The 26,474-nt window shown below is 56.1% G+C and carries 29 protein-coding genes, 1 tRNA gene and 2 pseudogenes; 25 read left to right on the top strand and 7 right to left on the bottom strand.

Translation table 11 applies throughout. The features are described from left to right. Positions 1-54 precede the first annotated feature (54 nt). Both K9U38_RS03520 and K9U38_RS03515 read left to right on the top strand, forming a co-directional pair. Positions 55-489, top strand: a complete 435-nt coding sequence (locus K9U38_RS03520) for an OsmC family protein (protein WP_224492966.1) — start codon at positions 55-57, stop codon at positions 487-489. A 169-nt stretch (positions 490-658) separates the two neighbouring features. Beyond that, positions 659-1,528 (top strand): response regulator transcription factor, encoded by an 870-nt coding sequence (locus tag K9U38_RS03515; RefSeq protein WP_224492965.1) that lies wholly within the window; start codon positions 659-661, stop codon positions 1,526-1,528. Positions 1,529-1,572: 44 nt separating this feature from the next. Here K9U38_RS03515 and K9U38_RS03510 read toward each other — a convergent pair whose 3' ends face one another. Next, the gene (locus tag K9U38_RS03510) at positions 1,573-2,631 is read right to left on the bottom strand and encodes a LacI family DNA-binding transcriptional regulator (protein WP_224492964.1); all 1,059 of its coding nucleotides are present in this window, start codon (positions 2,629-2,631) and stop codon (positions 1,573-1,575) included. 116 nt (positions 2,632-2,747) lie between these two features. On the opposite strand from K9U38_RS03510, the gene bglB reads away from it, so the two are divergent. The 9 genes from bglB (at position 2,748) to K9U38_RS03465 (ending at position 12,477) form a co-directional block, all read left to right on the top strand. Next, positions 2,748-3,848 carry a beta-galactosidase BglB gene (gene bglB / locus K9U38_RS03505; protein WP_224492963.1) on the top strand — a complete coding sequence of 367 codons (1,101 nt, stop codon included), beginning with the start codon at positions 2,748-2,750 and terminating at the stop codon, positions 3,846-3,848. Beyond that, a complete protein-coding gene (kduI, locus tag K9U38_RS03500; protein WP_224492962.1) occupies positions 3,845-4,681 on the top strand; it encodes a 5-dehydro-4-deoxy-D-glucuronate isomerase in 837 nt (278 codons plus the stop codon). The genes bglB and kduI overlap by 4 nt, the downstream gene beginning before the upstream one ends. Then, positions 4,678-7,161 (top strand): hypothetical protein, encoded by a 2,484-nt coding sequence (locus K9U38_RS03495; protein WP_224492961.1) that lies wholly within the window; start codon positions 4,678-4,680, stop codon positions 7,159-7,161. The genes kduI and K9U38_RS03495 overlap by 4 nt, the downstream gene beginning before the upstream one ends. A 74-nt stretch (positions 7,162-7,235) precedes the next feature. After that, positions 7,236-8,504, top strand: a complete 1,269-nt coding sequence (locus K9U38_RS03490; protein WP_224492960.1) for an ABC transporter substrate-binding protein — start codon at positions 7,236-7,238, stop codon at positions 8,502-8,504. Positions 8,505-8,640: 136 nt separating this feature from the next. Continuing rightward, positions 8,641-9,669, top strand: coding sequence for a carbohydrate ABC transporter permease (locus tag K9U38_RS03485; protein ID WP_224492959.1), 1,029 nt, complete (start codon positions 8,641-8,643; stop codon positions 9,667-9,669). Then, positions 9,666-10,718 (top strand): carbohydrate ABC transporter permease, encoded by a 1,053-nt coding sequence (locus tag K9U38_RS03480; protein ID WP_224492958.1) that lies wholly within the window; start codon positions 9,666-9,668, stop codon positions 10,716-10,718. Before K9U38_RS03485 ends, K9U38_RS03480 begins: the two co-directional genes overlap by 4 nt. Before the next feature lie 11 nt (positions 10,719-10,729). After that, positions 10,730-11,812, top strand: coding sequence for an ABC transporter ATP-binding protein (locus K9U38_RS03475; protein WP_224492957.1), 1,083 nt, complete (start codon positions 10,730-10,732; stop codon positions 11,810-11,812). Between the two features lie 142 nt (positions 11,813-11,954). Next, positions 11,955-12,028: transfer RNA gene (locus K9U38_RS03470), tRNA-Gln, on the top strand. Positions 12,029-12,108: 80 nt separating this feature from the next. Beyond that, positions 12,109-12,477 (top strand): hypothetical protein, encoded by a 369-nt coding sequence (locus tag K9U38_RS03465; protein ID WP_224492956.1) that lies wholly within the window; start codon positions 12,109-12,111, stop codon positions 12,475-12,477. Between the two features lie 208 nt (positions 12,478-12,685). On the opposite strand, the gene arsK is transcribed toward K9U38_RS03465, so the two are convergent. Together arsK and K9U38_RS03455 are read right to left on the bottom strand one after the other, a co-directional pair. Continuing rightward, positions 12,686-13,918 carry an arsenite efflux MFS transporter ArsK gene (gene arsK / locus K9U38_RS03460; protein ID WP_224492955.1) on the bottom strand — a complete coding sequence of 411 codons (1,233 nt, stop codon included), beginning with the start codon at positions 13,916-13,918 and terminating at the stop codon, positions 12,686-12,688. A gap of 7 nt (positions 13,919-13,925) precedes the next feature. Next, positions 13,926-14,255: an ArsR/SmtB family transcription factor gene (locus tag K9U38_RS03455; protein WP_224492954.1), complete on the bottom strand. Its 330-nt coding sequence runs from the start codon at positions 14,253-14,255 to the stop codon at positions 13,926-13,928. 46 nt (positions 14,256-14,301) lie between these two features. Here K9U38_RS03455 and K9U38_RS03450 point away from each other — a divergent pair, with 46 nt between their 5' ends. The 7 genes and pseudogenes from K9U38_RS03450 to arsH all read left to right on the top strand — a co-directional run bounded on the left by K9U38_RS03450 (position 14,302) and on the right by arsH (position 18,105). Next, positions 14,302-14,826: a DUF6428 family protein gene (locus tag K9U38_RS03450; protein WP_224492953.1), complete on the top strand. Its 525-nt coding sequence runs from the start codon at positions 14,302-14,304 to the stop codon at positions 14,824-14,826. Positions 14,827-14,988: 162 nt separating this feature from the next. After that, complete coding sequence (locus K9U38_RS03445; protein WP_224492952.1) at positions 14,989-15,345, top strand: ArsR/SmtB family transcription factor; 357 nt, start codon at positions 14,989-14,991, stop codon at positions 15,343-15,345. Continuing rightward, positions 15,338-15,850, top strand: a pseudogene (locus tag K9U38_RS03440) (arsenate reductase ArsC); the annotation flags it as partial. The gene K9U38_RS03445 and the pseudogene K9U38_RS03440, both read left to right, overlap by 8 nt. Further along, a complete protein-coding gene (gene arsN2 / locus K9U38_RS03435; RefSeq protein WP_224493187.1) occupies positions 15,836-16,270 on the top strand; it encodes an arsenic resistance N-acetyltransferase ArsN2 in 435 nt (144 codons plus the stop codon). The pseudogene K9U38_RS03440 and the gene arsN2, both read left to right, overlap by 15 nt. 8 nt (positions 16,271-16,278) lie before the next feature. After that, complete coding sequence (locus tag K9U38_RS03430; RefSeq protein ID WP_224492951.1) at positions 16,279-16,977, top strand: aquaporin; 699 nt, start codon at positions 16,279-16,281, stop codon at positions 16,975-16,977. A gap of 2 nt (positions 16,978-16,979) precedes the next feature. Next, positions 16,980-17,402, top strand: coding sequence for an arsenate reductase (glutaredoxin) (gene arsC / locus K9U38_RS03425; RefSeq protein WP_224493186.1), 423 nt, complete (start codon positions 16,980-16,982; stop codon positions 17,400-17,402). 1 nt (position 17,403) lies between these two features. Then, entirely contained in the window at positions 17,404-18,105 is a 702-nt protein-coding gene (gene arsH, locus K9U38_RS03420) for an arsenical resistance protein ArsH (RefSeq protein WP_444357256.1), read from the top strand. Between the two features lie 177 nt (positions 18,106-18,282). On the opposite strand, the gene K9U38_RS03415 is transcribed toward arsH, so the two are convergent. Then, complete coding sequence (locus K9U38_RS03415) at positions 18,283-18,765, bottom strand: DUF6065 family protein (protein ID WP_224492949.1); 483 nt, start codon at positions 18,763-18,765, stop codon at positions 18,283-18,285. 101 nt (positions 18,766-18,866) lie between these two features. Here K9U38_RS03415 and K9U38_RS03410 point away from each other — a divergent pair, with 101 nt between their 5' ends. After that, positions 18,867-19,139 (top strand): hypothetical protein, encoded by a 273-nt coding sequence (locus K9U38_RS03410; protein ID WP_224492948.1) that lies wholly within the window; start codon positions 18,867-18,869, stop codon positions 19,137-19,139. Between the two features lie 166 nt (positions 19,140-19,305). Here the strand turns inward: K9U38_RS03410 and K9U38_RS03405 are convergent, their stop codons facing one another. Further along, a complete protein-coding gene (locus K9U38_RS03405; RefSeq protein WP_224492947.1) occupies positions 19,306-19,776 on the bottom strand; it encodes a YciE/YciF ferroxidase family protein in 471 nt (156 codons plus the stop codon). A gap of 430 nt (positions 19,777-20,206) precedes the next feature. Here K9U38_RS03405 and K9U38_RS03400 point away from each other — a divergent pair, with 430 nt between their 5' ends. Next, the gene (locus tag K9U38_RS03400; protein WP_224492946.1) at positions 20,207-20,392 is read left to right on the top strand and encodes a hypothetical protein; all 186 of its coding nucleotides are present in this window, start codon (positions 20,207-20,209) and stop codon (positions 20,390-20,392) included. Between the two features lie 108 nt (positions 20,393-20,500). Here the strand turns inward: K9U38_RS03400 and K9U38_RS03395 are convergent, their stop codons facing one another. Then, the gene (locus K9U38_RS03395) at positions 20,501-20,854 is read right to left on the bottom strand and encodes a hypothetical protein (RefSeq protein WP_224492945.1); all 354 of its coding nucleotides are present in this window, start codon (positions 20,852-20,854) and stop codon (positions 20,501-20,503) included. A 396-nt stretch (positions 20,855-21,250) separates the two neighbouring features. Here K9U38_RS03395 and K9U38_RS03390 point away from each other — a divergent pair, with 396 nt between their 5' ends. The 4 genes from K9U38_RS03390 to cax all read left to right on the top strand — a co-directional run bounded on the left by K9U38_RS03390 (position 21,251) and on the right by cax (position 25,206). Further along, positions 21,251-21,634 carry a nuclear transport factor 2 family protein gene (locus K9U38_RS03390; protein ID WP_224492944.1) on the top strand — a complete coding sequence of 128 codons (384 nt, stop codon included), beginning with the start codon at positions 21,251-21,253 and terminating at the stop codon, positions 21,632-21,634. A 318-nt stretch (positions 21,635-21,952) separates the two neighbouring features. After that, the gene (locus tag K9U38_RS03385; RefSeq protein ID WP_224492943.1) at positions 21,953-23,410 is read left to right on the top strand and encodes a DUF1254 domain-containing protein; all 1,458 of its coding nucleotides are present in this window, start codon (positions 21,953-21,955) and stop codon (positions 23,408-23,410) included. 348 nt (positions 23,411-23,758) lie between these two features. Next, entirely contained in the window at positions 23,759-24,079 is a 321-nt protein-coding gene (locus K9U38_RS03380) for a potassium channel family protein (protein ID WP_224492942.1), read from the top strand. Between the two features lie 41 nt (positions 24,080-24,120). After that, positions 24,121-25,206, top strand: coding sequence for a calcium/proton exchanger (gene cax / locus K9U38_RS03375; protein WP_224492941.1), 1,086 nt, complete (start codon positions 24,121-24,123; stop codon positions 25,204-25,206). A gap of 153 nt (positions 25,207-25,359) precedes the next feature. On the opposite strand, the pseudogene K9U38_RS03370 reads toward cax, so the two are convergent. Next, positions 25,360-25,526 (bottom strand): annotated as a pseudogene (locus K9U38_RS03370) (aromatic amino acid lyase); the annotation flags it as partial. A gap of 340 nt (positions 25,527-25,866) precedes the next feature. Between K9U38_RS03370 and K9U38_RS03365 the strand changes: the two are divergent. After that, positions 25,867-26,418: a phosphoketolase family protein gene (locus K9U38_RS03365; protein WP_255606917.1), complete on the top strand. Its 552-nt coding sequence runs from the start codon at positions 25,867-25,869 to the stop codon at positions 26,416-26,418. Positions 26,419-26,474: the final 56 nt, after the last annotated feature.

The following is a 26,474-nucleotide window of genomic DNA, read 5'->3' as shown; positions in this document are numbered from 1 at the left end:
TCAGCAACCTCCTCTGATTTATGGTGGTCGCATATCGACCAAAGGAAGAATCTGATGAAAGCACGTATCAAATGGGTGGAAGATCGAACCTTTATCGGCGAGTCCGGAAGCGGCCATAATGTTGTACTCGGAACAGCCTTCGGGCCCGACGGACGAACACCAGGACCAAGCCCCATGGAGCTGGTACTTATTGGCACTGGGGGATGTTCGGCTTTCGATGTCGTTCACATCCTTGAAAAATCTCGTGAGGCGGTCGAGGACTGCGTTGTCGAGATCGACGCCGACCGGGCGGAGCAGGATCCGAAGGTTTTTGTACGCATTCACATGCATTTCATCGTCAAAGGACGCGGTCTGGCCACCAACAAGGTCGAGCGTGCCATCGCACTGTCAATTGAAAAATACTGCTCGGCATCAGCGATGTTGGCCAAGACCGCCACGATTACCCATGACTTCGTAGTGGTTGATACCGCGACGGCGATAGAAACCTAGCGGACTTTTTTCTCCCATTCACGTTGGTTTCACGTTGGCGTGACAGGCGGCCTGTATGGTTTCCTCAGATGCTTTGGCATGGAGAGCGATGTCGCCCATGCAGCAGAAGCTGGAAGCCGGCCGTTTTTCGGCGCGTTGCAAGAGTCATTGGGAAAGCGTAGGGGGATTTATGTCAGTTTCATTTGCTGCCGACGTACACGGCTTCAATGATATGCGTAGCATTGCCAGCGAGCGCACTTCAATTGCCATCATCGATTGCCAGGCTTTGTCGCGGAGTTGTCTCATTCGGGCCCTGCAAAGGGACCTTCCAGATGTCGCCATCTACGACATTGCCACATCGGACGGATTGGGCGGCATCATCGAGAAATCGATCAATCTCGCAATATTGAACATAGGATACCGAAACCTGACCGATGAGTGGGTTTCGTTGAATCTTGCCTACATTCACCAAGTGCGGCCCGAGACACCGCTCATGGTTTTGACCCAACTTGATGAGGCATCGATTACCGATGCGATTGTATCCGAGGTCGCCCGTTTGGGTGTCAAAGGTTATACGACCAACACTGCGCAGGTCGAGGTCGTCCTTGCCGCCATCCGCCTCATTCTGGCAGGTGGAGCCTATTACCCACGGTCCATGGCCATCGACACTGGTACGCAATCGGATCCCCTGCCTTCGCCTATTACAATCAGCGCGCTGCCAATGCCGGTCGCCAACCAAGCGCCGGATGAAACGCCAGTCATGACAAAGAAATCGAAAATTGCATTCACCGAGCGTGAAAGGCAGGTATTGGCAACGCTGCGGCGGGGCCTTCCAAACAAGATCATCGCCAGTGAACTTGATCTCTCGGAGAACACGATCAAGGTCCACATCTCGCATATCATGCGGAAACTAAACGCTACAAACCGAACCGAGGCGGTCGTGTTCTCCCAGCAATTTACTTCCGCCGACGATATCGGCCGCGTTCCTGAGCCAGCACCGCACATGGCAACGCGATATGATGCGGCGCGCTTCCGCCACATGCTGGAAGGCGTAGCCTGATCGTTTCATCGCTGGGGAAAGCATTTGCGGCAACGTGGCCGTCGTCAGTCGCGCACATCGCGTCGAGGTCCGGTGGAAGAGCGTTCGACAAGGTGGCACGCAAGTTCGACCCTGCGCGGCGGCATGGGGATACCGGACAGATTGTCACGCAGTAGATCAAGCGCGACAGAGCCGATTTCGCGCATGGGAATGTGCATGGTCGTCAATGGGGGGCTCAAAAAAGCTGCCTGTGGCAGGTCGTCCATTCCCACCACGGAAACGTCACCGGGCACCGAGTACCCTCTTTGCTGAACGCCCATCATGGCGCCGACTGCGAGACTGTCGCCTGCAGCCAGGACGGCAGTAAAATCAAGCCCGCGCGTTTGTATCCGTGAAGCGATGGCCTCGGCCGCGAGTTCCGGCAACCAGTCGTCCACGTGAACGACGAGGTCCAGATCACATGTCAAGCCACGGTCCAGCAACGCATCCTGCCAGCCCTCGTATCGTCTTTCGATCGTTCGCCGACCTGGCCGCATCAGAAACAGGATACGCTGGTGGCCCAGACCGATCAGGTGATCGGCCGCAAGTCGCGCGCTCGATCGATTGCAGGGCGTCACACTGGAAAGTCTCATGAATGGATCGTCGCCGTTCAAAAGAACCAGCGGCTTATCGAAGCCGCGTGTGGCCTCAAGCATTTCCTCATCGTCTACCGTAAGGAACAGGACACCTGCAACTTGCGGATCTTCGCGCGCTTCGTCCAGGACCGCCAGTTCCTCACGCTTGTCGCCAATCGGACGCGTCACGATCTCGAGATCCAATGCATGGGCACGTTCGTTCAAGCCCTCAAGAACGTAAAGTGTGAACTGGTTGCGTACATAGTCAATCATGGCCGCACTGGAGGCAGCGAGGATGACCTTTTGCCCCGCAACTGCCGTCGGTATCACATAATTGGCGAGCTTGGCTGCTTCGAGAACCTGCTGGCGGATTTCCGGCCGCACTCCTTTTTCACCCGCCAGGGCACGCGACGCAGTGCTCAGAGAAACGCCGCATGACTTGGCAATATCGGACAGTCGCACACGGCGACTCTTCTTTCCGCGCTTACCCGGCAATGGTTTGGCAGCCATTATGAACCCCCGTTACCGCATCATGAAAAAAATTTTCACATTGCGCAAGATAATTCATCATGCATCTAATGTCGTGCGGAACCACCGGCAAGCGTGGAACGACAGGGAGGAGCACTATGGGCCCGAATGGCCACGACATCCGTGTTGGTCTCGATCGGCTTGTCGCCGGAATGACAGGTCTGAAACATGAGGGCCGCTTCCACGAACCAAATCTCGATGGTACCGCCGGTGACTATATCAGCTTCGATAGCTGGGAGTGGCCGCAAGGCGTGGGACTGTACGGACTGGTCCGCCTTTGGCTTTTCACGGGACGCGAAGACCTTCGTGAGCTAGTGGAAAACTGGTACGTGGCAAGGCTTGATGCCGGATTGCCGCAACTCAATGTCAACACAACAGCGCCCATGCTTGGTCTTTCTGTTCTTTGGGCCAAGACAGGCGACCCGCGTTGGAAACCCCTGCTGGACGATTGGGCGAACCGTGTAATTTCAGACATGGGACGCACACCGGAGGGCGGCTTCGAACACCACGTGTCCGACAGGATCAATGACAATGAATTGTGGGACGATACACTCTACATGGTTGCGCTTTTCCTTGCCTCGTATGGTCAGGCGAGCGGACGACAGGAATTGATTGACGAGGCGTCCAGGCAGTTCCTCGTTCATGCGCGCTACCTCGCCAACCCCCACACAGGCTTGTGGTTTCACGGCTGGACTTTTCAGGGCCGGCATAATTTTGCCCGGGCGCATTGGGCGCGCGGCAATGCCTGGATTACTGCAGGCATTCTCGACCTTTTCGACCTGGCCGAATTAGCAAGGCCGGTGAAGGACTATCTCCAGGGCGTTCTCGTTGCACAGGTTGATGCGCTTTTGCCGCTCCAGACCACATCCGGCGCATGGCGAACACTACTGGACGATCCCGAGTCGTATGAAGAGATCTCGGCGACAGCCGGTATCGGCTACGGTTTGCTGAAGGGTTACAGGCTCGGTATTGGAACACCCGCCTGGCGGGTTGCGGGCCTGAAGGCACTGCAGGCTGTGATGAACAACATTGACGAGACCGGCACCGTACTCAATGTTTCCTACGGTACGCGCATGGGCCACGATTTCCAGTTCTACAGGGATATTCCAATCCAGCCGACGGGCTATGGCCAGGCACTCGCGATCTTGTGTCTTTCAGAAGCATTGCAGCACGTCGGCACAGAAGGACAATCGGCATGACAATGAAGGTCTTGTACGGGGCGGGTCCCGAAGACATTAAGAGCTATGACACTGAGCGCCTGCGCACTGCGTTCCTTTTAACTGGGCTGTTTGCGGCAGATCGCGTCAATTTTACCTATACCCATGTCGATCGCCTCATTGTCGGCGGTGCAATGCCAGTTGCCGAAAGCCTTTCGTTCGGAGCCGGAACTGACATCGGCACGCCATACCTCTTGTCCGCGCGGGAAATGGGCATTGCCAATCTGGGCGGAACAGGCACCGTCAGCATCGATGGAAAAATCTTCACTTTGGAGAACCGTGACGTCCTCTACGTCGGACGGGGGGCCCGGCAAATCACCGTTGCTAGTCGCACTGCTGGTACTCCTGCCCGGTTCTATATGAACTCGGTTCCAGCAGGCGCGGATTTTCCCCATCGTCTGATCACAAAAGCGGACTCGAAGCCGATCGAACTTGGTGATGCACGCAGATCCAACAAGCGTCGCCTTGCCATGTACATTCATCCGGAAGTGGCGCCGTCCTGCCTGTTGTTGATGGGCATTACCGACCTAGCCGAAGGAAGCGCGTGGAACACAATGCCACCCCATCTGCATGAGCGCCGAATGGAAGCCTATTGCTATTTTGACATGGCGGATGAAGACCGGGTTGTTCATCTCATGGGGCGCCCCGAAGAAACCCGGCATTTGCTTGTGGCCAACGGAGAGGCTGTGCTCTCCCCTGCCTGGTCGATACACATGGGTGCCGGGACAGGTCCCTATGCCTTCGTATGGGGGATGACTGGCGAAAACCAGGAATATAACGACGTAGCCCCCGTAGCATTGGCAGATTTGAAATGACTGAAATGAACTCCCGATTGACGAGAGACCTGAAACCGGGTGAAGCAATTCGCTACTGGCAGCTCGGGGCGACTGCAGAGGAGCGTTTCGACGTTCCCGACGTTCCCATGAAAGGAGAGATGGACCCCTTCTTCTTTCTGACCAAACACAAGAATTTCATTCCGCATGAATATCCCTGCCGCACCACCTTCGCTGAGCGCTATCGCGGCAAGCGACCGGTGGTGTGCGGCGAGTTCAACGCCGATCGGTGGTGGCTGCCCTTCGCGTCTCCGCGGCTGGACCTTTCCGGATTCTGGTTCCGGCCAACTCGTATTGCCACCTGGGCACGCACCTTCGTGCTTGCCGAAGAGGCGGGCGAAGCCAAAGTCCGGCTCGGAACCTGCGGTGGCGCCATACTCTGGTTGAATGGCGATGAAGTCGGCTGGACGGCGCCCTACAGCCGCAATCTCGAGTCGAAGTCCGAGTGGAGCCTCTCGATCAAAACAGGGTTGAACGAGATCATCATCTTTTTCGACGATCTCGCCGAGAGGGATGCACGCTACTTTTTCCAGCTTGACTATCTATCCGGCCCTGCAGCGAGAGTGGTCGTTCCGGTTCCGTGTGCAAGTGACGTGGCGGAAGATATGGAAGCCGCGCTCGACGGCATGCATTTCGACCGCACGGCATATTTCGATGGTGACATTACGCTGCTCCTGGCCAACCCATTGTCTGTCGACGTAGCGGTTAACGTGGCAATCGAAGGCGACTTCATGTCGACCGAGCGGTTTGACTACGACTTCGTGCTGTCGGCAGGCGATACCCACCTTACCGTTGGTTCTACCGACAAGGCATCCGCCGATTTTCGTCATTTCCGCATAACGCTGGACGTCGACGGTTTCGTTGCCTCCCGCTCATTGGGCGTCGAGATCTGTCATACCGGTCGCCAGGGAGCTGCACCGGCCACACTCGCCGATCGGATTGCGGAAACACTGGATGAAATCTCCGAACATTCGGAACGCGACACGGTTCGGGCCTTCGCACGGCTGGCAAGTGGTCGTGGCGGTGCCGACACCGACGCCATGATCGAGGAAATTTTACCCTCCATCGAAGATTGCCATGACTGTGCTGACTTTTCACTTGTTCCGCTGATCTGGGCGCGCACCACGTGGGCCCCTGATATTGGCGAGAGGACACGTCACCGCATCGACGCGGCAATCCTCAACTACCGGTATTGGATGGACGAGCCTGGTAACGACGTGCAGTGGTACTTCTCCGAAAACCATGCACTCCTGTTCCATACCGCCGCCTATCTCGCCGGGCATCTTCTGCCAGGATCGACGTTCATGCGTTCGGGCCGCGACGGCAGGGCACAGAGCGCCGTGGGTGCTGCACGCGTGCGGGCATGGCTTGACCATTTCGAAGCCTGGGAGATGGCGGAGTTCAACTCCGCACCCTATTTCCCGATCGATCTCAAGGGACTGACTGCTCTCGCCGCCCTCTCGCCTGATGCCGATATTGCAGAGCGAGCCAGGAACGGTATCGTACGTCTTTGCGAAATCATTGCCCGTTCGGCCCATCACGGGATGATCACGGCCGCTCAGGGCCGGTCCTACGAGCATACGCTTTGCGCCGGTCGCTCGCTCGAGCTGTCTGGTGTCGCACGCCTGCTCTGGGGTGCGGGCTGGTACGGACGCCGTGTCCATGCGCTTCCACAGCTTGCCGTCTGCCTGCGTGACCATGGCCTGGTTATCCCGGAAGGCTTGCAGGGGATCGCCAGCCATCAGAGTTACGATCATCAGGAATGGTGTTTCGCACAGGGTGAGAACCGCTTCGCTGCGCTCTATCACTACAAGAGTCGTGATTTCGCCATGGGATCAGCCGCTCATTACCGCTGGAACGAATGGGGCTACCAGGAGACCGTACTTCACCTTCGCATTGGTGAGTGTCCCGAAGCTGCTATCTGGATCAATCACCCCGGCGAGTCCATTCAGTTCGGATATGGGCGGCCATCGTTTTGGGGAGGCAGCGGCACTCTTCCCCGCGTTCATCAATATCGAGGGTTGGCCGTTCTGGAGTTCACGGCGTTCGACGAGCAACCGGACTTTACGCACGCCTGGTTCCCGATCTCCAGTTTCGACGAAAGTACCGTAAAGGGCAGCCTCGCACTTGCCCGTAGCGGTGACGGCGCAGTCTTGCTGCGCGGCAACACGGAACTGGTAACCGTCAAGGTTGGACCATCTGCCAACGCGGAGTTGCGCCAGTACGGGCGAAACACACGCTGGATCGTCCGGGTCTGCAAAGCCTCAAGTCTTAACGCGGTCGAGACAAGGTTTGCCGGGCTCGCGGTCATCGAAAGAGCAGACGGCACTCTCATGATCGAGGATCCTGAATACGGTCCCGTCCAATTCCATTCAGATGGCTCCGTGGAGGCCGAAGGCCGACGCATTCTACCAAAGCATTTTACGGTTGCTGGCGAAGTGACGATGCTGGCAGCCAAATAGGGAAGAACGCTGGCCCTCATGCCGGCGATCCATAACCGAGCGGGAACAGGGCTCGGACCAAGAGGAGGAACGTGATGATCAAGACAAGTACGATGCTGGCAGCATTCGCTGTCGGACTTCTGGCTTCGACCGCCGCGATGGCCGGCGATGTGCGGATCATGTGGTATTCCGACGGTGTGGAGGGCGAGGTCCTGAAGGATCTGCTCGACCGCTTCATGAAGGAAAACCCGGGAATCAACGTTATTCTCGACAACGTTGCGTATGGCGTGGTGCGCGAGCAGTTGCCCGTCCAACTGGAGGCCGGTGACGGTCCGGACATAGCGCGTGTGACCAATTTGAAGGCAATGAGCCAACATTGGCTCGACCTGCGTCCGCTTGTCGCCGATGCGAGCTATTGGGACAAGAATTTTGGCGGACAGGCCGACTGGATGCGCCCCGATGGTACAAACCAGATTTCGGGCTTCATGACCCAGATCACGCTGACTGGCGGCTTCGCCAACAAGACGCTGTTCGACCAGGCCGGCGTAGCCCTCCCGCCAAAGGATGCAACTTGGGATGATTGGGCCAAGGCTGCGAAGCAAGTCGCCGACAGCCAGCAGGTCTCGTTCGCCATGGCCCTTGATCGCTCGGGCCATCGCTTGACCGGACCCAATCTTTCCTACGGCTCCAACTACATTGGTGCGGATGGTAAGCCCGCGCCGCTCGATGAAGGCGCCAAGAACTTCATAACCAAGTTCGTCGGGTGGGTCACTGACGGCACAATGAGCAAGGATGTCTGGGTCTCGGCCGCTGGTTCGACCTATCGGGCCGCCGCAGATGATTTCATCAACGGCCAGCTCGTCTACTACTACTCCGGCTCATGGCAGGTACCAAACTTCTCGACGAAGATCGGCACCAACTTCGACTGGGTTGCCACCGGCAGTCCATGCGGCCCCGCCAATTGCACCGGAATGCCGGGTGGAGCCGGTCTGGTAGCGGTCAAGTACACGAAGAACCCGAAGGAAGTTGCCAAGGTGATGGACTACCTGGCACGGGAAGACATCGTAAAGGAGTTCTCGGAGCGCACGCTGTTCCTGCCGGCCCATAAGGGCCTGCTCGAGAAAGGGCTCGATTTCAAGACGGATGACCAGCAGGCAAAGGCGGCCCTGAATAATTTTGTTACGTCCACGTCTTCGCTGTCCGACATCGCGCAAAAGCTACCCGGCTGGTATTGGTCGGATACGTACTACGGCGCTTTGGTCACCCGTGTGAGTCAGGCAGCGGCCGGCGAATTGAACCTTGAAGAAGCCTTCGCGCGTATCGACGCCGATATCGCCACCAAGGTCAAGGACTCCGGCCGATAGCGACCGCTGGGTGACGGCCGCTATGTCAAGCATATGCGGGGACCGTCATGGTCCCTCCATAAGCGTTGCCGGTCGCAAAGCGCGTTGAGGCAGCGGCCGGGATGTGGCCGATTTCGGTTTTGCCGAGGAAGCGACGATGACAACAGACCCACGTGAACAGTCCGGTTTCAGCTTCGGAGAAGCCATCGCGAAGCCCGTTCGCTTTGTGATGGACCTTATCGATCCACCGTTGCGCTTTCTTCAAAGGACGACCGGCATCGGTGGCATGGCGACCTTTTTCCTCCTGCCAAACATGCTGATATTCGGCATTTTCGTGCTGCTGCCGTTCTTCATCAACTTTGCCTATTCGATGACTGGCGGAACAGCCCTCTTCCTGCCAGACCGCACTTTTGTCGGCACGGATCAGTATGCGCGCCTCTTCGACTGCTCAAACTATCTCGATGCCAACAGCTGCGCCGAAGACACGTTCTGGACAGCCGTGGGCAATACCGCATGGTTCGTCCTTCTCCAGGTAACGCTGATGATCGTCGTGTCGCTGGTGACCGCCCTTATTCTGAACCGCGACCTCAGGGCACGCAGTTTCTGGCGTGCCGTGTTCTTCTTTCCGGTATTGCTGTCGCCGGTGGTGGTTGGCCTCATTTGGAAGTGGATCCTCCAACGCCAGGGACTTCTCAACTTCGGACTTTACAGCCTCGGCTTCGAACCCCACGTCTGGCTGAACGACCGTAGCTGGTCGTTTGCCGCGGCTGTCGGCGTGTCGATTTGGGCACATATGGGATTCTATACGCTCATCCTCTTGGCCGGGCTACAGGCGATACCCAGAGATCTTTATGAAGCTGCCGAGATGGACGGCACAAAACCGACGCGTGTCTTCCTGCGGATTACCCTTCCCCTGCTAGCGCCCAACCTCCTTGTCGTCATCGTGTTGGTGCTGATCCGTGCCGTGCAGATCTTCGACGAAGTCTACGTTCTGACCGGCGGGGGACCAGGCACCAGCACTCTGTTCCTGACCCAGTACATTTACGAAACGGGCTTCGCCGCCCAACTCCGCAATCCGGGACTCGCTGCGGCTGCTTCAATCCTCATGGGTGCAGTGCTTGTCGTTCTGACGCTGCTTCAACTCAGCCTCAGCCGATCAGGAGAAAAGAAAGGTGGCCGCAAATGAGCCGAGTCGCGCAGTTTCTTTTCCGTCGCAAGGGCGGCAAGGGCTGGCATTGGACTGACATCGTCACCTGGATCTGGCTCATCGGGGGGCTGTTCATCATGTTTGGCCCGGCGATCTGGCTCGTCGGTTCGTCGTTCAAAACGCCGGCTGCGCTTGCGGAATTTCCGCCAACCATATTGCCCTATGTTACCCAGAAGGTCACCGTCGAGGGAATTGACAAGCCGCTTGATCTTTATGAAGTGACGCTTGAGGGCGGCAAGACGGTGCGGCTCGCCGAACTGCGGCGCATCGGCGTCGTGAGCCAGATGATCGACCCGAGCAATCCGGGCGAGATCATCAAGGTGAATATCGCCCAGCGCAAACCGGTGCGTGAAATGACTTTCGCGTCAGAGAATTATGCCGAGCCGTTCACGCATTTTGATTTTGTACGGTATCTTTGGAACTCGGTCTTCGTGACCGTGGTGGCTACCCTGATCACGCTGATCGTCAATTCAATGGCGGCCTTTGCGCTCAGCAAATATGAGTTTCGTGGTCGAACGGTAGCGATGCTGCTTATTTTGGCTACGCTCATGGTGCCCTTGTCGGTCATCATGGTACCGCTTTATTCGATCGTCTCTGCGCTTGGCCTCTTCAACAGTCTCTGGGGCGTTATCCTGCCGACGGTCGCAACGCCGACCGGCGTCTTCATTCTCCGCCAATACATGCTGACCATTCCCGATGAGCTGATTGATGCGGCCCGCATGGACAAGGCGTCCGAATGGCAAATCTACTGGCGTATCATTCTGCCGTTGACGGCTCCGGCGCTCGCAGTGCTTGCGATCTTTTCCGTGGTCTGGCGCTGGAACGACTTCCTCTGGCCCCTGATCGTCCTGTCGCGCAAGGAACTGTACACGTTGCAGGTAGGGCTCAGCATCTACTCCGGTGAGCTGAACGTGCAATGGCACTTCATCCTTGCCATGACAGTCGTGACCATGATCCCGGTTGTTCTGGTGTTCATCTTCCTGCAGCGCTTCATTACCACGGGCATTGCCGGAACCGGGCTGAAATAAGAGGGGATTTTATGGGACATATCAAGCTCACCAACGTCGCAAAGTCCTTCGGCAGTGTCGATGTCATCCACGACATCAGTCTTGAAATAGCCGACGGCGAATTCGTTGTTTTCGTTGGCCCCTCCGGCTGCGGCAAATCCACCTTGCTCCGCATGATTGCGGGTCTTGACCGCCCGAGCCGGGGCGAACTCACGATCGATGGCAAGGTTGTCAACAATATTCCGGCAGCCGATCGTGGACTGGCGATGGTATTTCAATCCTATGCACTCTATCCGCACATGAGTGTCCGTCAAAATCTCGCATTTGGTCTGGAAAACACCAAAATGGCGAAGACGGAGATTGCCGAGCGAATTGCTGAGGCGGCCAGGATGCTGGAAATAGAGCCATATCTCGAGCGGCGGCCAGGTCAGTTGTCGGGCGGCCAGCGCCAACGTGTCGCCATTGGCCGTGCCATTGTACGGCGGCCAGTCGCTTTTCTGCTTGATGAGCCCCTGTCAAATCTGGACGCCGAGCTTCGCGGCTCCACCCGCGCAGAGCTTGCTGCGCTTCATGCACGGCTCTCGGCCACGATGATCTATGTCACGCACGATCAGGTGGAGGCCATGACGCTCGCCGACAGGATCGTGGTATTGCGCGCCGGACGCATCGAGCAGGTCGGGACGCCGCTTGAACTTTATAATTCGCCAGCCAACCGTTTTGTCGCAGGATTTATCGGCTCACCGCACATGAATTTCCTCGAGGGCACTATAGAATCTTCGGGATCGGACAAGGCCGTCGTGACACTGGCCGGGGGACATCGGGTGGAAGTCCCGATTGAAGGCAACGGCACGGCCAAAGGCGCCCGCGTGACCTTGGGCGTGCGTCCTCAGCACATTTCTATCGGCGACACTAAAGGCATTCCCGCCCAGATCAAGCTCGTGGAGGCGCTGGGCTCTGAGACAGTGCTCCACGCCGACGTCTCGGGTCAGAAGGTGTTGCTGGTTGCGCCGGGGCAACATGACCTCATGGTGGGTGAGGGTATTCACCTGTCGCTGTCGGCAGCGCCGGTTCATCTGTTCAATGAAAACGGGCTCCGCCTTGGCCACATGGTCTGATGCCTGGGTCAAGTTATCGGGCATGACTTGGCCAAACCAAAAAGAATTGGCAAAAACCACTGACAGGGGGTTTGCATCCTGAGATAATTCAATTATATGACGACCCGCACAGGCATTGCCGCCGCCGCATACAGGCGACTGTTGGGGAATAGGTTAACGGTAGACCCACGGACTCTGACTCCGTTAGTCCTGGTTCGAATCCAGGTTCCCCAGCCAAAGTTTTCTTAAAGAAAATCAATATGTTATCCGAGAACGCATACCCGCCGCGGGGCCTTGAAGAGTGCACTCGAGTCCGCATGGACATCTCAAATTGGCTGACGCATTCAAAGTCGGCCACGTGGACTGATGCCGAGATGGCGCAATCGTTAAACCAACACGCCATCGGCATGGCAACATCATCGATCATTCGCGAATTGCGCCAGGTGCCTCCCGAATGCCCGAACTGCGGCTCGCCGCATCTCGAACCCGAACATGGCGAAAATAATGAGGCACCCGGCGTACTTTGGGAACGTCCGCGTTGCGCCCACTGCGGATGGGGCGGCCGGCCCGTTCCAATCCTCGACCTCGAGGAAGGGCAGCCCATCATCACACGCGAAGGCGAAGAAAGCGACGAGTGCACACGAGAAGCGGTCATCAGAGTTCGTGCCGCCAAGGTCTGGGATTGACCCAAGCGGAGAGATCAAAGGCCTGACGCTTGCGGTCTATGTCATGCGCCCGTCAACGGCGTTAATGACGTGCTGTGTTTTCACCACGATCTTGTTGATGGTTGCCTTGAACGCATTATCTCATGGATCATGATCGTTACACCGTGCGCCTTCGCCGGCAACAGCCGGCTCCGCCCTTTGTGAATGCCCCGCCCCTCCAAAGGTTCGTTTATGAAGGCTCTCGGATCAAGCTTCGCCGCTTTGGTTGATGAATCGCTGCGAACGAAATTGCGGCTGTGACTGCGAGCGCAGCAAATATTGCCAGGGAAACCTCCACACCAACGTGCTGCATCATGAATGCGAACACAAAAGGTGCTGCCGCTGAGGTAGTTAATCTAACCGCTGTTGCCTTGCCGACACGTTGGCCATAGCCGCTGCTGCCGAACAAGGTGAGAGGAAGGGTGCCTTGGACGATACTTGCAAGGCCCGCTCCCAGACCGAATAGCACGGCGAACGCCAATGCTCCCGGAATCCACGTGCCACTGCTGAGCAGTACGGCTACAGACAGCGGAACGAGAAGACTGGAAATCAACGCCAGTCCAAGTGCAGGTATCCTTTCGCCACTCAGCATGCTGAAGAGACGACTGGCCACTTGAGCAGGGCCAAAAAGCGTACCTATTAGAACGCTGGTACTACCAAGGCCTAATGCGGATAGCATCGGCAACATGTGGACGAGGATGGCTGCATCTACGAGGCTGAGCAAGGCAAAGCCAATCACCATCAATACAAACGCTGATTGACGGTGCTCGGCAGGAAGACTTCCTTCAACATGCCGCTTGGTGCTTGCAGCCCGTGGATCCACCGCAATCGCAACTCCCGATAGCCTCGCCAACCAGATATGGATTGGCAGACAGAGAAGCAGGTGGACGGCGGCAAAGACGAGGTAGACTTCTCGCCAGGACAGCTGTTCGTGCAGGGTGGAAGTCAGTGGCCAAAAGATGGTAGATGCGAAACCTGCAATCAACGTTAGATGGACTATGTTCCGCTGTGCCGTCGTCGGATTGAGCTGAACGAGGAGAGCGAACGCGGCGTTATAAAGCACGAATGTCGCGGCAAGTTCGATTGCCATCAATGCAACTGCAAACATGAACGGACCAGGCGCAAGTGCACAGACGACAAGAGAGATGGCGGCACCTGTTGAGCCAACGGCCATCACGGAACCCGCTCCGTACCTGTCGATCCAGCTTCCCGCGATTGGAGCGGCGAGGCCGCCAACAAGCAGCGAGATCGAAAAAACCCCAAATACCCATTCCTGGGGCCAGCCGATATCCTTCGCCATAGATGCAGCAAGGGCGCTGAAACTGTAATAAAGGGTGCCATAACCGATGATCTGGGTGATGCCGAGTGCTGCCACTACGATATGGGTGCGGGTAGCATCCAGTAAAATTTGATGCCCGGCCATTTGGTCTTCACGCCTCACAAGCCGTGGAACAGGTGTCGACTGAGGGATCGCAGCGGCCCTGGCAACAGTCCTTCATCAGAAACTCTATGAGACCGGAAAGGGCGGGATAGACTGCGCTGTAGATTATCGAGCGCGCCTCCCGACGCGACTGGATCAGTCCCGCACGCTCCAGATGACTGAGGTGAAACGATATTTTGGAGGATGACGCTCCCATGGCATCGCCGACAGCGCCGGCGGCCATTCCGTCCGGTCCGGCAATAACAAGCAGACGCACAATCCGAAGCCGAGTTTCTTGGGAGAGTGAAGCAAAGGCATCGAGCGCTTGCAATTCGTTCATAATTACCTCAATATCTCAAAAGATGTTGAAATAAGGATAGATCAATATGGACACGATGACCAGCCCTTCCCGGATCGATTTTCGCGATGAAGCAACGCTCAACGTCCTGTTTACCGGACTGGAGCCGCACAGCACAAAATCTCTTGTCCTCGAGTATGCAGGTCGGAAAATCCAGTCGGGCTACCATGTTACTGAAGTGAAGGCAGGTTCATTCATTACGCTCGATTGCGGCGGGAATTCCGACCAATGGCGCGAAACCATTTTGCAGGTTGAAGACATTGCTTCACAGGATGGACGCGACTTCATGACGGTCGAGAAATTTCGCAAGATCCTTGACCAGGTGGCGATGAAAGTAGAGATCGACCGGGACGCGCGCCTCACTTTCGAAGTTGGCCCACCCGATACGCCCATGCAGGTGTTTGATGTTCACGCCTTGGAGTTCGGCACGGACCACGTTCTCCTGCGCCTTGCTTCACGCCCTGCCATCTGCAAGCCGAGGCATCGAGCTGAGCATGCTGCGGCCAGGGCCTGTTGCGGGACTTCAGCGAACAACACCGGGTGCTGTCCGTAGTACAGTTCAGCGCGCGTTCATGCGCATCGCCAGACCTTGAACACTGAAGGAGGCAAGGTGTCTGCATTTTTATTCGCTTCGCTTCTGGATTCGGCGTTGTGACAGTGCTGTTCCCAGTAATGGCGGTTGACAGTAATCCAAAATATCTTTATATCCCGATATATGGAAAAAGAAAGAACTATTGAAGCGTTCTCGGCTATCGCCCAATCAACGCGCATGGATGCATTCAAGCTTATCGTAATGCATGAGCCGGATGGTATTGCCGCAGGTGAAGTTTCGCGCATCCTCGACGTGCCGCAGAACACCATGTCGACCCACCTCGCGATCCTGACACGGGCGGGGTTGATCTCATCGGTGCGACAGAGTCGTTCGATCATCTACCGGGCCAATTTCGAGAACCTCCGGGAAGCAATCAATTACCTTCTGAAGGATTGCTGTGCGGGTCACCCCGACATTTGCGCGCCGTTGCTTGCCGACATTGTTCCATGCTGCCCGCCCAAGGAGATTTCCAATGCATGATCGGGTTTATAATGTCCTCTTTCTCTGCACCGGAAACTCTGCAAGATCGATCCTGGCTGAATCGATCTTGAATGCGGAAGGCAAAGGGCGATTTCGCGCGTATTCTGCCGGCAGCCAGCCGAAGGGTGAGGTCAATCCATTTGCCTTGAAAGTTCTCGATGCCCTTGGTTATCCTACGGAAGGCTTCCGTTCTAAAAGTTGGGACGAATTTGCCGAACCCGGCGCGCCGGAGATGGATTTCATTTTCACGGTCTGCGACAGCGCAGCGGGGGAAGCCTGCCCGATTTGGCCTGGCCATCCGTTAAGCGCTCACTGGGGTATCGAAGATCCAGCCGCCGTTGAAGGCAAGGACATCGAAAAGGAAACGGCTTTCTCGCTCGCTGCCCGCTACATGAAGAACAGAATCATGGCGTTCCTCAACCTGCGGCACGACTCCATCGATCGGCTGTGGCTGACAACAAAGCTGCAAGCCATCGGCCGCCGTGAGGGCTTGGAAGCTGAAGAGATCAGCCCGATTGACGCTGAGTTTGACGCAATTTTGCGCTCGGCATCGCTTCCGACTGAAGATCTTGGCATGTCGAATGGAACGTTCTTTCGCTTCTCGGACCGACAAGGCAATCGGGTCGGGTATGGCGGCGTCGAGCTTTACGGCAAGGATGCGCTATTGCGCTCGATCGCGGTCCCCCCCGAAACAAGAAAGCACGGACACGGCAGCGCGATCACGCGACTGTTGCTGCGTTATGCTGATATTCGGGGTGCGGAAGCGGGTTATGTCCTAACAACCGATGCGGCCCCGTTTTTCGGCAAACTCGGGTTTCATCCGATTGAACGAACCGCTTTGCCCGCCGCAATCCTGGCAACGCCGCAGGCCTCGACCCTATGCCCTGCGACAGCGTCTGTGCTGACGCGTTCCGTTTCAATTTAAGGAAAGCCATGCCCAACCTGTCCCGCCGCCTTACGGCAGAAGCGCTCGGCACGGCGATGCTCGTTGCTACCGTTGTCGGTTCCGGCATAATGGCCGACCGGCTGACTAACGACGTGGCGCTGTCGCTGCTCGGGAACACGATCCCTACGGGCGCGATTTTGGTGGTGCTGATTACCATCCTCGGACCGATCTCGGGCGCGCACTTCAATCCGGCCGTAACGATGATCTTTGCGCTTCGGCGGGAAATCGAGGCGAATGGAGCACTCCTCTACATCCTGGCACAAATAGCAGGCGGCATAGCCGGAACGCTTCTGGCACACGCCATGTTTGAACTTCCAATCATCGAGGTTTCGGATACGGCTCGCACCGGGACGGGACAGTGGATTGCAGAAGCCGTAGCAGCCTTCGGACTGGTCTTTACCATTCTCGCTTGCCTTCGCTTTCGGCCGAATGCAATTCCGTGGCTGGTTGGGCTCTATATCACTGCCGCCTACTGGTTCACTGCCTCGACATCATTTGCCAATCCGGCCGTCGCTATCGCGCGAGCCCTGTCCAATACCTTTGCAGGCATCCGACCCATCGATTTGCCCGGCTTCATCATCGCAGAGTTGCTCGGCGCACTGCTCGCGATGGGACTAGCCAGTTGGATGCTGGCTGAACAGAACCCTACGCCCCAAGCGCTCAACAAATTGAAAGGTGCTGAATGACCATGAACGTCACCATCTACCACAACCCCTCTTGTGGCACTTCCCGCAACACGCTGGCTCTCATCCGCAATGCGGGTATTGAACCGACCGTCATCGAATATCTGAAATCGCCCCCTGGCCGTCAGGAACTCAAGGACCTGATCCGCAGAGCCGGTCTGACCATCCGCGAGGCCATACGCGAAAAAGACACGCCCTATGCCGAGCTTGGTCTGGAAGACATGTCCTTGACGGACGAGCTGCTGCTCGACGCCATGGAAGCCCATCCGATCTTGATTAATCGCCCATTCGTCGTCACCGAGAAAGGTGTGCGTCTCAGTCGGCCATCAGAACTGGTCCTCGACATTCTGCCAACACCTCAACAAGGCGCGTTTACAAAAGAGGATGGTGAGGTCGTAATCGACTCTGAAGGAAAGCGCGTTGTCTGATCTGCCGAATGTTGTCCCAGATGCGCTGCATATCCCGGAGGCTTCGAAGCTTACTGCTCCGCGATCCACGCACCGTCCACGCATCCTTTTGCTCTACGGGTCACTGCGCAAAGTGTCCTATAGTCGCCTGCTCACCCAAGAAGCGTCTCGCTTGCTGGAGCATTTTGGTGCCGAGACACGCATCTACGACCCCGCTGGGCTTCCGCTTCCCGATGGAGCGTCAATCGATCATCCGAAAGTTCAAGAACTCCGGGAATTGTCACAGTGGTCAGAAGGTCAGGTCTGGACCAGCCCCGAACGGCACGGTGCCATGTCGGGCGTGATGAAATCTCAGATCGACTGGATCCCGCTTTCCGTTGGCGCAATCCGTCCCACGCAAGGGCGTACTCTTGCCGTCATGCAGGTGTCTGGCGGTTCGCAGTCGTTCAACGCTGTTAACCAAATGCGAGTGCTCGGGCGCTGGATGCGGATGATAACTATTCCCAACCAGTCATCTGTGGCCAAGGCGTTTCAGGAATTTGACGATCACAGTCGGATGAAGCCGTCCGCCTACTATGATCGCGTAGTTGATGTGATGGAGGAACTGGTCAAATTCACACTACTCACACGCGAGGTCTCTGGATATCTCACTGACCGCTATAGCGAGCGCAAGGAGAGCGCAGCAAAATTAGAGAAGCGCGTCAATCTTAAGAACGCGGTTTGAACTCACAACAATGTCCGCATATGGCGCGATCACGACACTGTAAAATCTGGGCGATGGCTGTTTCCGGCACAACAAAATTAACCTGTATACGCAGTATGCCGGCGCAAAGTCGATAAAGACGTTTACGTGTAAGCGGCACGGGACCCACGTTTTACGCAATTGCTAATGTCCCTAAATTTACCTTCCTGTTCCTGGTGGGGACAGGCCTAACAGCATTATAATAAAGTCAGGCTCCCCGTTTGAAGGAGTTAAGCCGCAGCTTGCTGGGATGTCCATCGGGACCTGCACCTCCTGAGGGGCAAATTCCCCTGAAATAGGATTTCTGCCATTTTTCCCGAGCCGCCGTAGAGCTGGGTCCGTGAGTGCCGCATTGAAGTGATCGCGGCTCTTGGTCCACAGCTTGTATTCCCGCTCAAGGTCAGGTCTTGATGAGAGTGGCTCAATCGTCGGAGATATTTCTTCCAACGCTCCGCGCGCCACCGGGAATATGTGGCAGAACGGCTCGTCAGCCGTCAGCAGGTCGACACCCGGATCTGTTTCGAACAGGCAAGGAATGTGGAAGGTAGGAATTCCATGGCCAAAGTGGCTGACCGCCGGCAGCGGCGCCCCACCTGTCGACCTGCAGTGGATGGCTTCCGTCGTTGGGTGACCATCCCACATGAGCGCCACAATTTACAGCTTATTAAAAACGCGGCACAGTAGCCTTGCGTTATGAAGCGCGGCCTCGATCCGGCCGTCATCGTCGTCGCAGGGAGGGTACTATGCCAACGATTATTGCCCATCACAACATCACAAAGGACGCGAACCACTGGCTTACTTCACCGAAGCGCAAGGAATTTTTCGGTTCGCTCGGAGTGACCAACATCCGAACGTTTGTTGATCCTGAGGATCCGGCTCGTGTGGCGTTGATGATGGACGTTCCTGATATGAATGCCTTGCAGACGGCGATGCAGAGCAAGGCCGCCGGCGATGCGATGGCATTCGATGGAGTGGTGCCTGAGTCTCTGGTAATCCTCGTCGAATCGAACGGATAAGCGCTTCGAGATAGCCACTCTCCAATCCGCGTGATCTCGAAAAGCTATTAGCTGGGCGACTTTTTGAAGGCCACATCCAGTCAAACGATGGCGCGCCGACAAAGCCGGGAACAGTGCCCAAAATGGGTATAACTATCGGCATCGAGCACTATCCGCCAACTGACAGTTACTTATTGATGGAGGTGACGGCCAAGTTGGTAAGCTTGTTGTTTGCGGCTTTTTCTTGATCAAGAATCTCACTCAGCAGAACATGAGCCTGTTCATTTCCAAGGACCTTTGCCCATTCGCGCAGCGAGCCATAGCGGGCTATTTCATAATGTTCCACGGCTTGGCAGGCTGCCAATGCACCAGCTTCTAAGGCAACACCCTGGGCTTCCGCAAGAACACCGTCCGCCTCTTTTAGGAGACCATCCGTAGCATCGCATTTCTCACCTTCGGCCCTTACGCCAATGGTCTTGAAAACCTTTTCCAAGGTCTTGATCTGGCCCTTTGTTTCTGCGAGGTGGTCAGCCAAGGTCTGCTTAAGCGCTGCGTTCTTTACCGCACTTGATACTTTCGGAAGGGCTTTTGCGATAGCATTCTCGGCGTAATAGACATCTTTGAGGGTGTGCTCGAACAGCTCTGCAAGTGTTTTCATATTGATGCTCCGGTTTCAAATCAGCACCTCAACAACTCGCAGCTAGTTCGATCGTTCCCGATTCAACTCCAGATCGATCGCACTGATAGACCATCTCTGTCACTTGCCCGACGAGATCGAGCACTTCCCGCTCCTCAATATAAATCCACTTGCCGCAAGGACATCGCAGACGGAAACGGGGCCGACAGCGGCCTGTCCGCGCTCAGGACGCTCAACACGAGGTCTGGGATTCGTCCTTTCCAGGCGTTCGTCCACGATCCGCGGGGTTATCTGCGATTTGATCGAATCAATCCCTTGAAAGAAAACTTCGGCGAGCGCTGCATCGTACTTGTCGCGCAGTTGTTCAAGAAGATGCGGTTGGTGGACATCAAAAGCGCTTGAGCATGATATGTTACTTCCATTGTCATGGCCGAAAAGGTAGTAACCGCGTATGTCCAGCCAATTATCATCGCTAGAAAACGCCACCAAATACCTCACGCCAGCCGACAGAGATCAGTTTTTCAAAATCAAGCGTGAGATGGAAAAATCCGGAGCCGCGAAGAAAACCATCGAAGAGCGTTTGCACGCTTTTATATGGGAAGTAATTGAGTCTGACGATGAAGACGAAGGGGACTAGTAGCCAAGGCCCACTATTCATCACTGCCAGTAGAATTCAGCGATATTCCCATAGAAAAAGGCGGCCCTAAGAGCCGCCTTCTGCTAACTCAGAGCAGAAGAAATTAGCTTAGAGTCGGAACAGTGCCAGGGGGTACCAATACCCGTCATTGTGGCGACGATAGCCGCGGCGTTGTTCGCGATAACCACGATGGCCATTCCAGTATCCGCGCCGATCACGACGGTTCTCGTAGCCATGTTCCCGCCGATCACGACGGCTCTCGTAGCGATGTTCGCGGCGATCCCAACGCTTCTTTCTCGGATGTTCATAACGCCTGTCGTCACGGTACTGGACCTGCACGACGTTTGAAGCAGCCGGAAGGCTCTGCACAGCAATTGGTGACGCGAACGCCGCACTTAGCGATGTTAGCCCCATGAAGACGGCGAGGAATCCCGCAGTAAATAACGAAACAATTTTTTTCATTGTAACTCCTGTTAACAATACGCTGAGTGATGCGCCTTTGAGGGTGAACGCACCATGAACGAAAATAGTCGGACCTGTCGAGCAGCTGATCGAAGATGCTCCAATTGCTTGCCATCGTCAGAACTTTTCGCGTACTGAAACTAGAACAGTCATCGTAAGTTCCTTTCCGGGACGCAAATGGCGGCAAAGAATTTTTGGGTTAGCAAATATTTTCATGTGTGGCATTTGTGGTGGCGAGCAGGCTACTCAGTTTCGCATTGAGGCCGGCAAACTCACCGAGAGCATTGGATGCAGTCGTGACGATCCGCGCGTCGCGATTGGAGGAACCAGGCGGCAACTTCAAGCTCCAAATCTACAGAGTGGCGCGTAAGCGCCCATTCTCACTTGGAGGACGGCATGGAAACACTACAACGCAACAAGGCGAACGTGATCGCCTTTTATCTACTCATGTTCAACGACTGCAAACCGCGCGAGGCAATCGAGAGATATGCTGGTGATGACTACATACAGCACAACCCCCATGTCGCAACCGGCAAGGTCGGCTTCATAGATTATTTTGAGCGAATGGCGCGGGAGTGGCCGGGCAAGCGGGTCGAGGTCAAACGGACCATTGCAGAGGGCAATCTGGTCGTTTTGCATTGCTTCCAGCACTGGCCCAACAACAACGACTATGCCGGAATCGACATTTTCCGGCTCGATGATAACGGTAAGATCGTTGAACACTGGGACGTGCTCCAGATGATGCCCGAGAACGCCGCCAACTCAAACGGAATGTTCTGATTATGCCCATCTGGAAATGACTCCTTGAGCGGGCCCCAGGCTTGTTGGCCTATGTCCTTGAGGTCGATCGCCCACCGTGAGCGCCTATGGAGTGTCAGCTTTCGAGCAACGGCTGTGATCGTCGCGGACCGTCTCTCGGCCAAAAAAACCGGACAGTCAGCTACCGGCCCCAATCCGGACCTCTAATTAGCTGTAACCGTTGCGTTACTTACAACCGGCTTTCAATCTGTCCATAGTTAGGCTTGGTTAGCTGCGACTCTGTAAGCACGTATTGGCAGCACCGACTCGGTTCGGACGTTTCGATAGGAGGGACATGTGATGCGTGCAAGCCATCGGTTAGCAGCTGTATTTGTGGCGTTTCTTGTCGTCACACCAAGCATTGCACAAGAAGGAACTGCACCCAACGGTGGACAACCGCCAGCCGGTGCGACCGCATCGGTCAAAGATTTTGAATACCAGATCAAGTACCAGCGGGCATTTGAAGCCGTGTTGTGGGGCATACCCGCCGCAGCCATCTATAGCTTTCGTCGCGCGGCAGTTGATGATCTCGGCATGAAGGACAACGATATTATCGCGTATTCAGCGCCCGCCACGCCCAAGCTCGAGGCCATTACCGCCAACAGCGTTACACCCTACATTTCCGCGTTTACGGATTTGCGGAAAGGCCCTGTGGTACTAGAGCTCCCCGTCGCGGGTGTTGAAGGCAGCATCTATGGTCAGGTAGTCGATGCGTGGCAGCTCACGATTGCCGACGTTGGACCGTCCGGCCTTGACAAGGGCAAAGGCGGAAAACTGCTTTTTACGCCACCGGACTACACAGGGAAGGTTCCGAACGAATACATCAACGTTGCCTCGCCGAACTTCCGGATTGCGTTTGCCTTCCGATCGGTACCCGCAAAGGGCAAGAGCGTCGCGGACGCATACCGCTACGCCCAGAAGCTGCGAATGTACTATCTGTCAGAGGCCAGCAATCCTCCGAAGCAACGCTTCGTCGATCCGATCAATGACCGTTATCCGACGCTGCCGATCTATGACGAGCGCTATTTCGAAGACTTGCACGCCGTTGTGAGCGCTGAACCAGTCAACCCGCAGGACAAAGTTATGATGGGAATGCTAGCCTCGCTCGGAATTGAAAAAGGCAAGCGCTTTGCTCCCGATGAGACGACCAAGCGGGCGATGCGGCAGGCAGCCACCGATGGCTGGTTCTATTTGCAGCACTGGTTCGACAACTTCCCCAAGGACAAGCTCTACTGGCCAGACCGGCACTACGCCTCCCTGCTGATGACCGACACGAACAAGAAGTTCACCTTTGTCTATGACGACCGCATCGATCTGATAGGACGTGCTGCAGAGTATTTCTGGTGCACCTACATGCCCAAGGTGCTGAGCGACACACCGGCCACGCAATACATGATGGCAATCGCCGACAAGGAGGGGAAGCTGCTGGAAGCGGGCAAGCTCTACAAACTTGATGTGCCGGCGGATATGCCTGTCAAACAGTTCTGGGCGCTGACGGTCTATGACCGGGCGACGATGGCCTTCATCTACAGCGACAGCAATCGGACGACCTTGTCTTCCTACGACCTCGACAGGATGAAGAAGAATGCCGACGGCAGCGTCACTCTCTATGTCGGTCCGAAAGCACCAGAGGGGCTGGAGGCCAACTGGATACCCACGGCGGGCAAGCGGCCGCTGCCAGCTATTCGGTTCTACGGTCCGACGGATGCGATGAACAACAAGACGTTCAAGATGCCGGATTTCGAGATGGCAAACTGACAAGCTAAATGCGACGCTCGCCGACTGGAAATGACCGCTGATGGCATGATCATGTCAGTGGTGATGTCTGCTTCCGGGTACAGCAAAATTTGCATGTATGTCTGGAATGAGGGCGCAAAGCGGTCAGTCCCGCCACGATCGCCAAGCGGCAGCTTCGGGGCCGATAGCCGACTGTCCGCTGCTAGGACCCTAACACGAGAAGCGGAAACCAGAGTTCGTCCTGCCAAGGTTTGGGATTGAACCGAAGCTGCCATTAGAACGGTTTTCGCAAGTGTTTTACTGTAACGTACTTTTGCTATTCGCACGGTTGCCTACAATTATCCACGTCCGCTCATATCAGGAGGGTTGATGGGATATAGGCAGACCAGACGCATCTTCTTCAAGGCGCTGTATCATCAGGTTCGCGTTGTATGGCCAATCTTGTCTGGGATCATCTTGGTAATGGTGCTGTGTGGCTTTCTGGTCGGGCAGATGGAAGGCTGGGGGGTGACCGACTCACTCTACTTCACCTTTGTTACTGGCCTTACCATCGGGTATGGGGATTTGACACCGAAACACCTCTCATCGCGTATTCTGGCCATCGCAATCGGCTTCTGTGGCATCGTTCTGGCCGGACTCGTCGCAGCGGTCAGCGTGCAGGCGCTGCGTGGGGTTGACCGAAATTCCTAACTGCTCATGCGCGATTGGGCACTTGTTGAAATGGGGGACTCATGAACCATCTGTGGCGAGAAATCGGGCACAATCCAATCCTGTGGCTCCTCGTCCTGGTACCTGTCGTTTTTTTGGCGCAGGCGGTCGGTCCAGAGGCGCACACGCTGCTTTTTGTGCTCTCGGTACTCGCCATCGTTCCGTTGGCCACTTTGCTCAGTCATGCCACGGAATCCGTGGCTGCTAAAACCGGCGATGCGGTGGGTGGCCTCCTCAATGCAACACTCGGCAATCTCACTGAACTTATCATTGCGCTGGCCGCGCTGCGCCTCGGTCAGTTCACCTTGGTGAAGGCATCCTTGGCCGGGGCGATTGTTACAAACACGCTGTTCATGTTGGGAGCATCGTTTCTGCTCGGCGGGCTAAAGTACCACGTTCAGGACTACAATCGCGTCAATGCGCGGCTGCAGACAAGCCTGTTGTTCCTGGCCACAGTTGCGCTGATCATCCCCTCGGCCGTTGCCTCGAACGACGTACCTTCGAAGTTCATGCAACAGCTAAGCTTGGGACTGTCCGTCGTCCTGATCATCACCTATGGACTGGGCCTTGTGTTCTCACTGAAGAGTCACCGCGAACTCTTTGGCAGTTCAGAAGAGGGTTTGAAGGAGGTGACCTGGCCACTCAATGTGGCCCTGGTCACCTTGGGCGGCGTGACGGTGCTGGTGGCGCTCGTCAGCGAAATTTTTGTCGAATCGGTTCAGGAAGCAGCGGTAACATTCGGAATGACGCCTGCATTCGTCGGCTTTATCGTCGTGGCATTGGTCGGCGGTGCGGCAGAAATGGCGTCAGCCTTTTCCGCGGCACGTAAGAACAGGCTCGATCTAAGTGTCGGCATTGCTCTCGGGAGCGCTGCGCAGATTGCCCTGTTCGTCGCTCCAGTCCTGGTGCTGCTGAGTTACGCCATAGGTCCTGCGCCCATGGACCTGCAATTTTGGTCGGGCGCAGTTGCCATGGTGTTGATCGCAACTGCGACAGCGACCATAGTCACCAATGGTGGGCGCTCTTCATGGTTCGTGGGCGTGTTGATGCTAATGGTCTACCTCATTCTTGCCATGACGCTGTACTTGCTACCGCCCAGTGGCCAGTAGGAGCGAATAGCGATGCAGCGTGGCAGGCGTTGACGTAAAGTCGCCGTTGATCTCCTCAGAGTTCAATTTGCTCCGAAATGTGCAGAGCATCGTCTATTTCGATTCCACGAGACCGGATTGCTTTCAGGCCAAGCATAATCTGGACGGCCCTATCGCGGTGCCCATGGCGATCGGCGTGTTGTTGACGTCCAAAAACGCTGACTTAATGCGCGGCGCGGTGGGCGCGCGGAACAGGCCGGCAAGCGCCAACGCGGTCGAGACCTGCTGCCGTTCATCAGCGCCAGCCCTTCCTTGGCGGCTAGCACGACCGGGGTAAGGCCTTTTGCGCTGTTCTTGCTTTCCGAATACAGATTAGGTGCCTCAACAGCGGTTGCCATAGCCTATGATGAGTCCGGATAAATTCTGGGTAAGCTGGAGAATTGCGTCACATGCTGAATACAAATGGAGAATATTGATCGCGACGAAGTCGCGTCGATTGTGTATATTAGAAGTACTGCCAATTGCGGGACTGTGCACGTCGGTGGCAAAAAGCGCTTTGACGCTATCTGCGAGAATTGATTACCGGCGAGTTTTCCGGAACATTCCACATAAAGGCGAAACCGCAAATCATATCGAGCCACAAGACCCAGCTATTCGGTTCGTCCTTGACGGGAGGCAACTATGGTTTCACTTACCACTGAACGCACTGCTCGTCGGTCGAATGAGGCGAATACCGCCAGGGAGCACTTGCCCGAGTTGAAGGTCCGCGTCATCAATGTCGTCAACCTCATGAAGTTGCAGCCAACCAAGGAGCATCCGCATGGACTGTCGGATCCCGATTTCGACGCTCTGTTTACCAAGGACAAGCCGATCATCTTTGCCTTCCATGGCTATCCGACCCTTATCCACCGGCTGACCTACCGCCGCACGAACCATCGCAATCTGCATGTCCGCGGCTACAAGGAAGAAGGTACGACGACGACGCCTTTCGACATGGCCGTTCTGAATGAGATCGACCGTTTCCATCTGGTCGAAGACGTCATTGACAGGCTTCCGCAACTGGGTGCGCGTGCCGCCTATTTCAAGCAGGCCATCCACGGCAAGCTGGCCGAACACAGGCAGTATATCGAGCAACACGGCGACGACATGCCCGCGATAAGCGGCTGGAAATGGGGGGCCAAAGGGGGAACTACGGAGTCGGCGCGAACCTCAACGGAAGGGGATAATACTTGAGCCAAGGTGCAATCGACCAATGGAGGTTCTCAATTCAGCGTCCATGCCCGCTTCCT

The organism is Phyllobacterium lublinensis (genome assembly GCF_020164435.1).
Classification (GTDB): domain Bacteria; phylum Pseudomonadota; class Alphaproteobacteria; order Rhizobiales; family Rhizobiaceae; genus Phyllobacterium; species Phyllobacterium lublinensis.
Note: the sequence above shows the minus strand (reverse complement) of the source record. Positions and strands in the feature narration are given on the sequence as shown.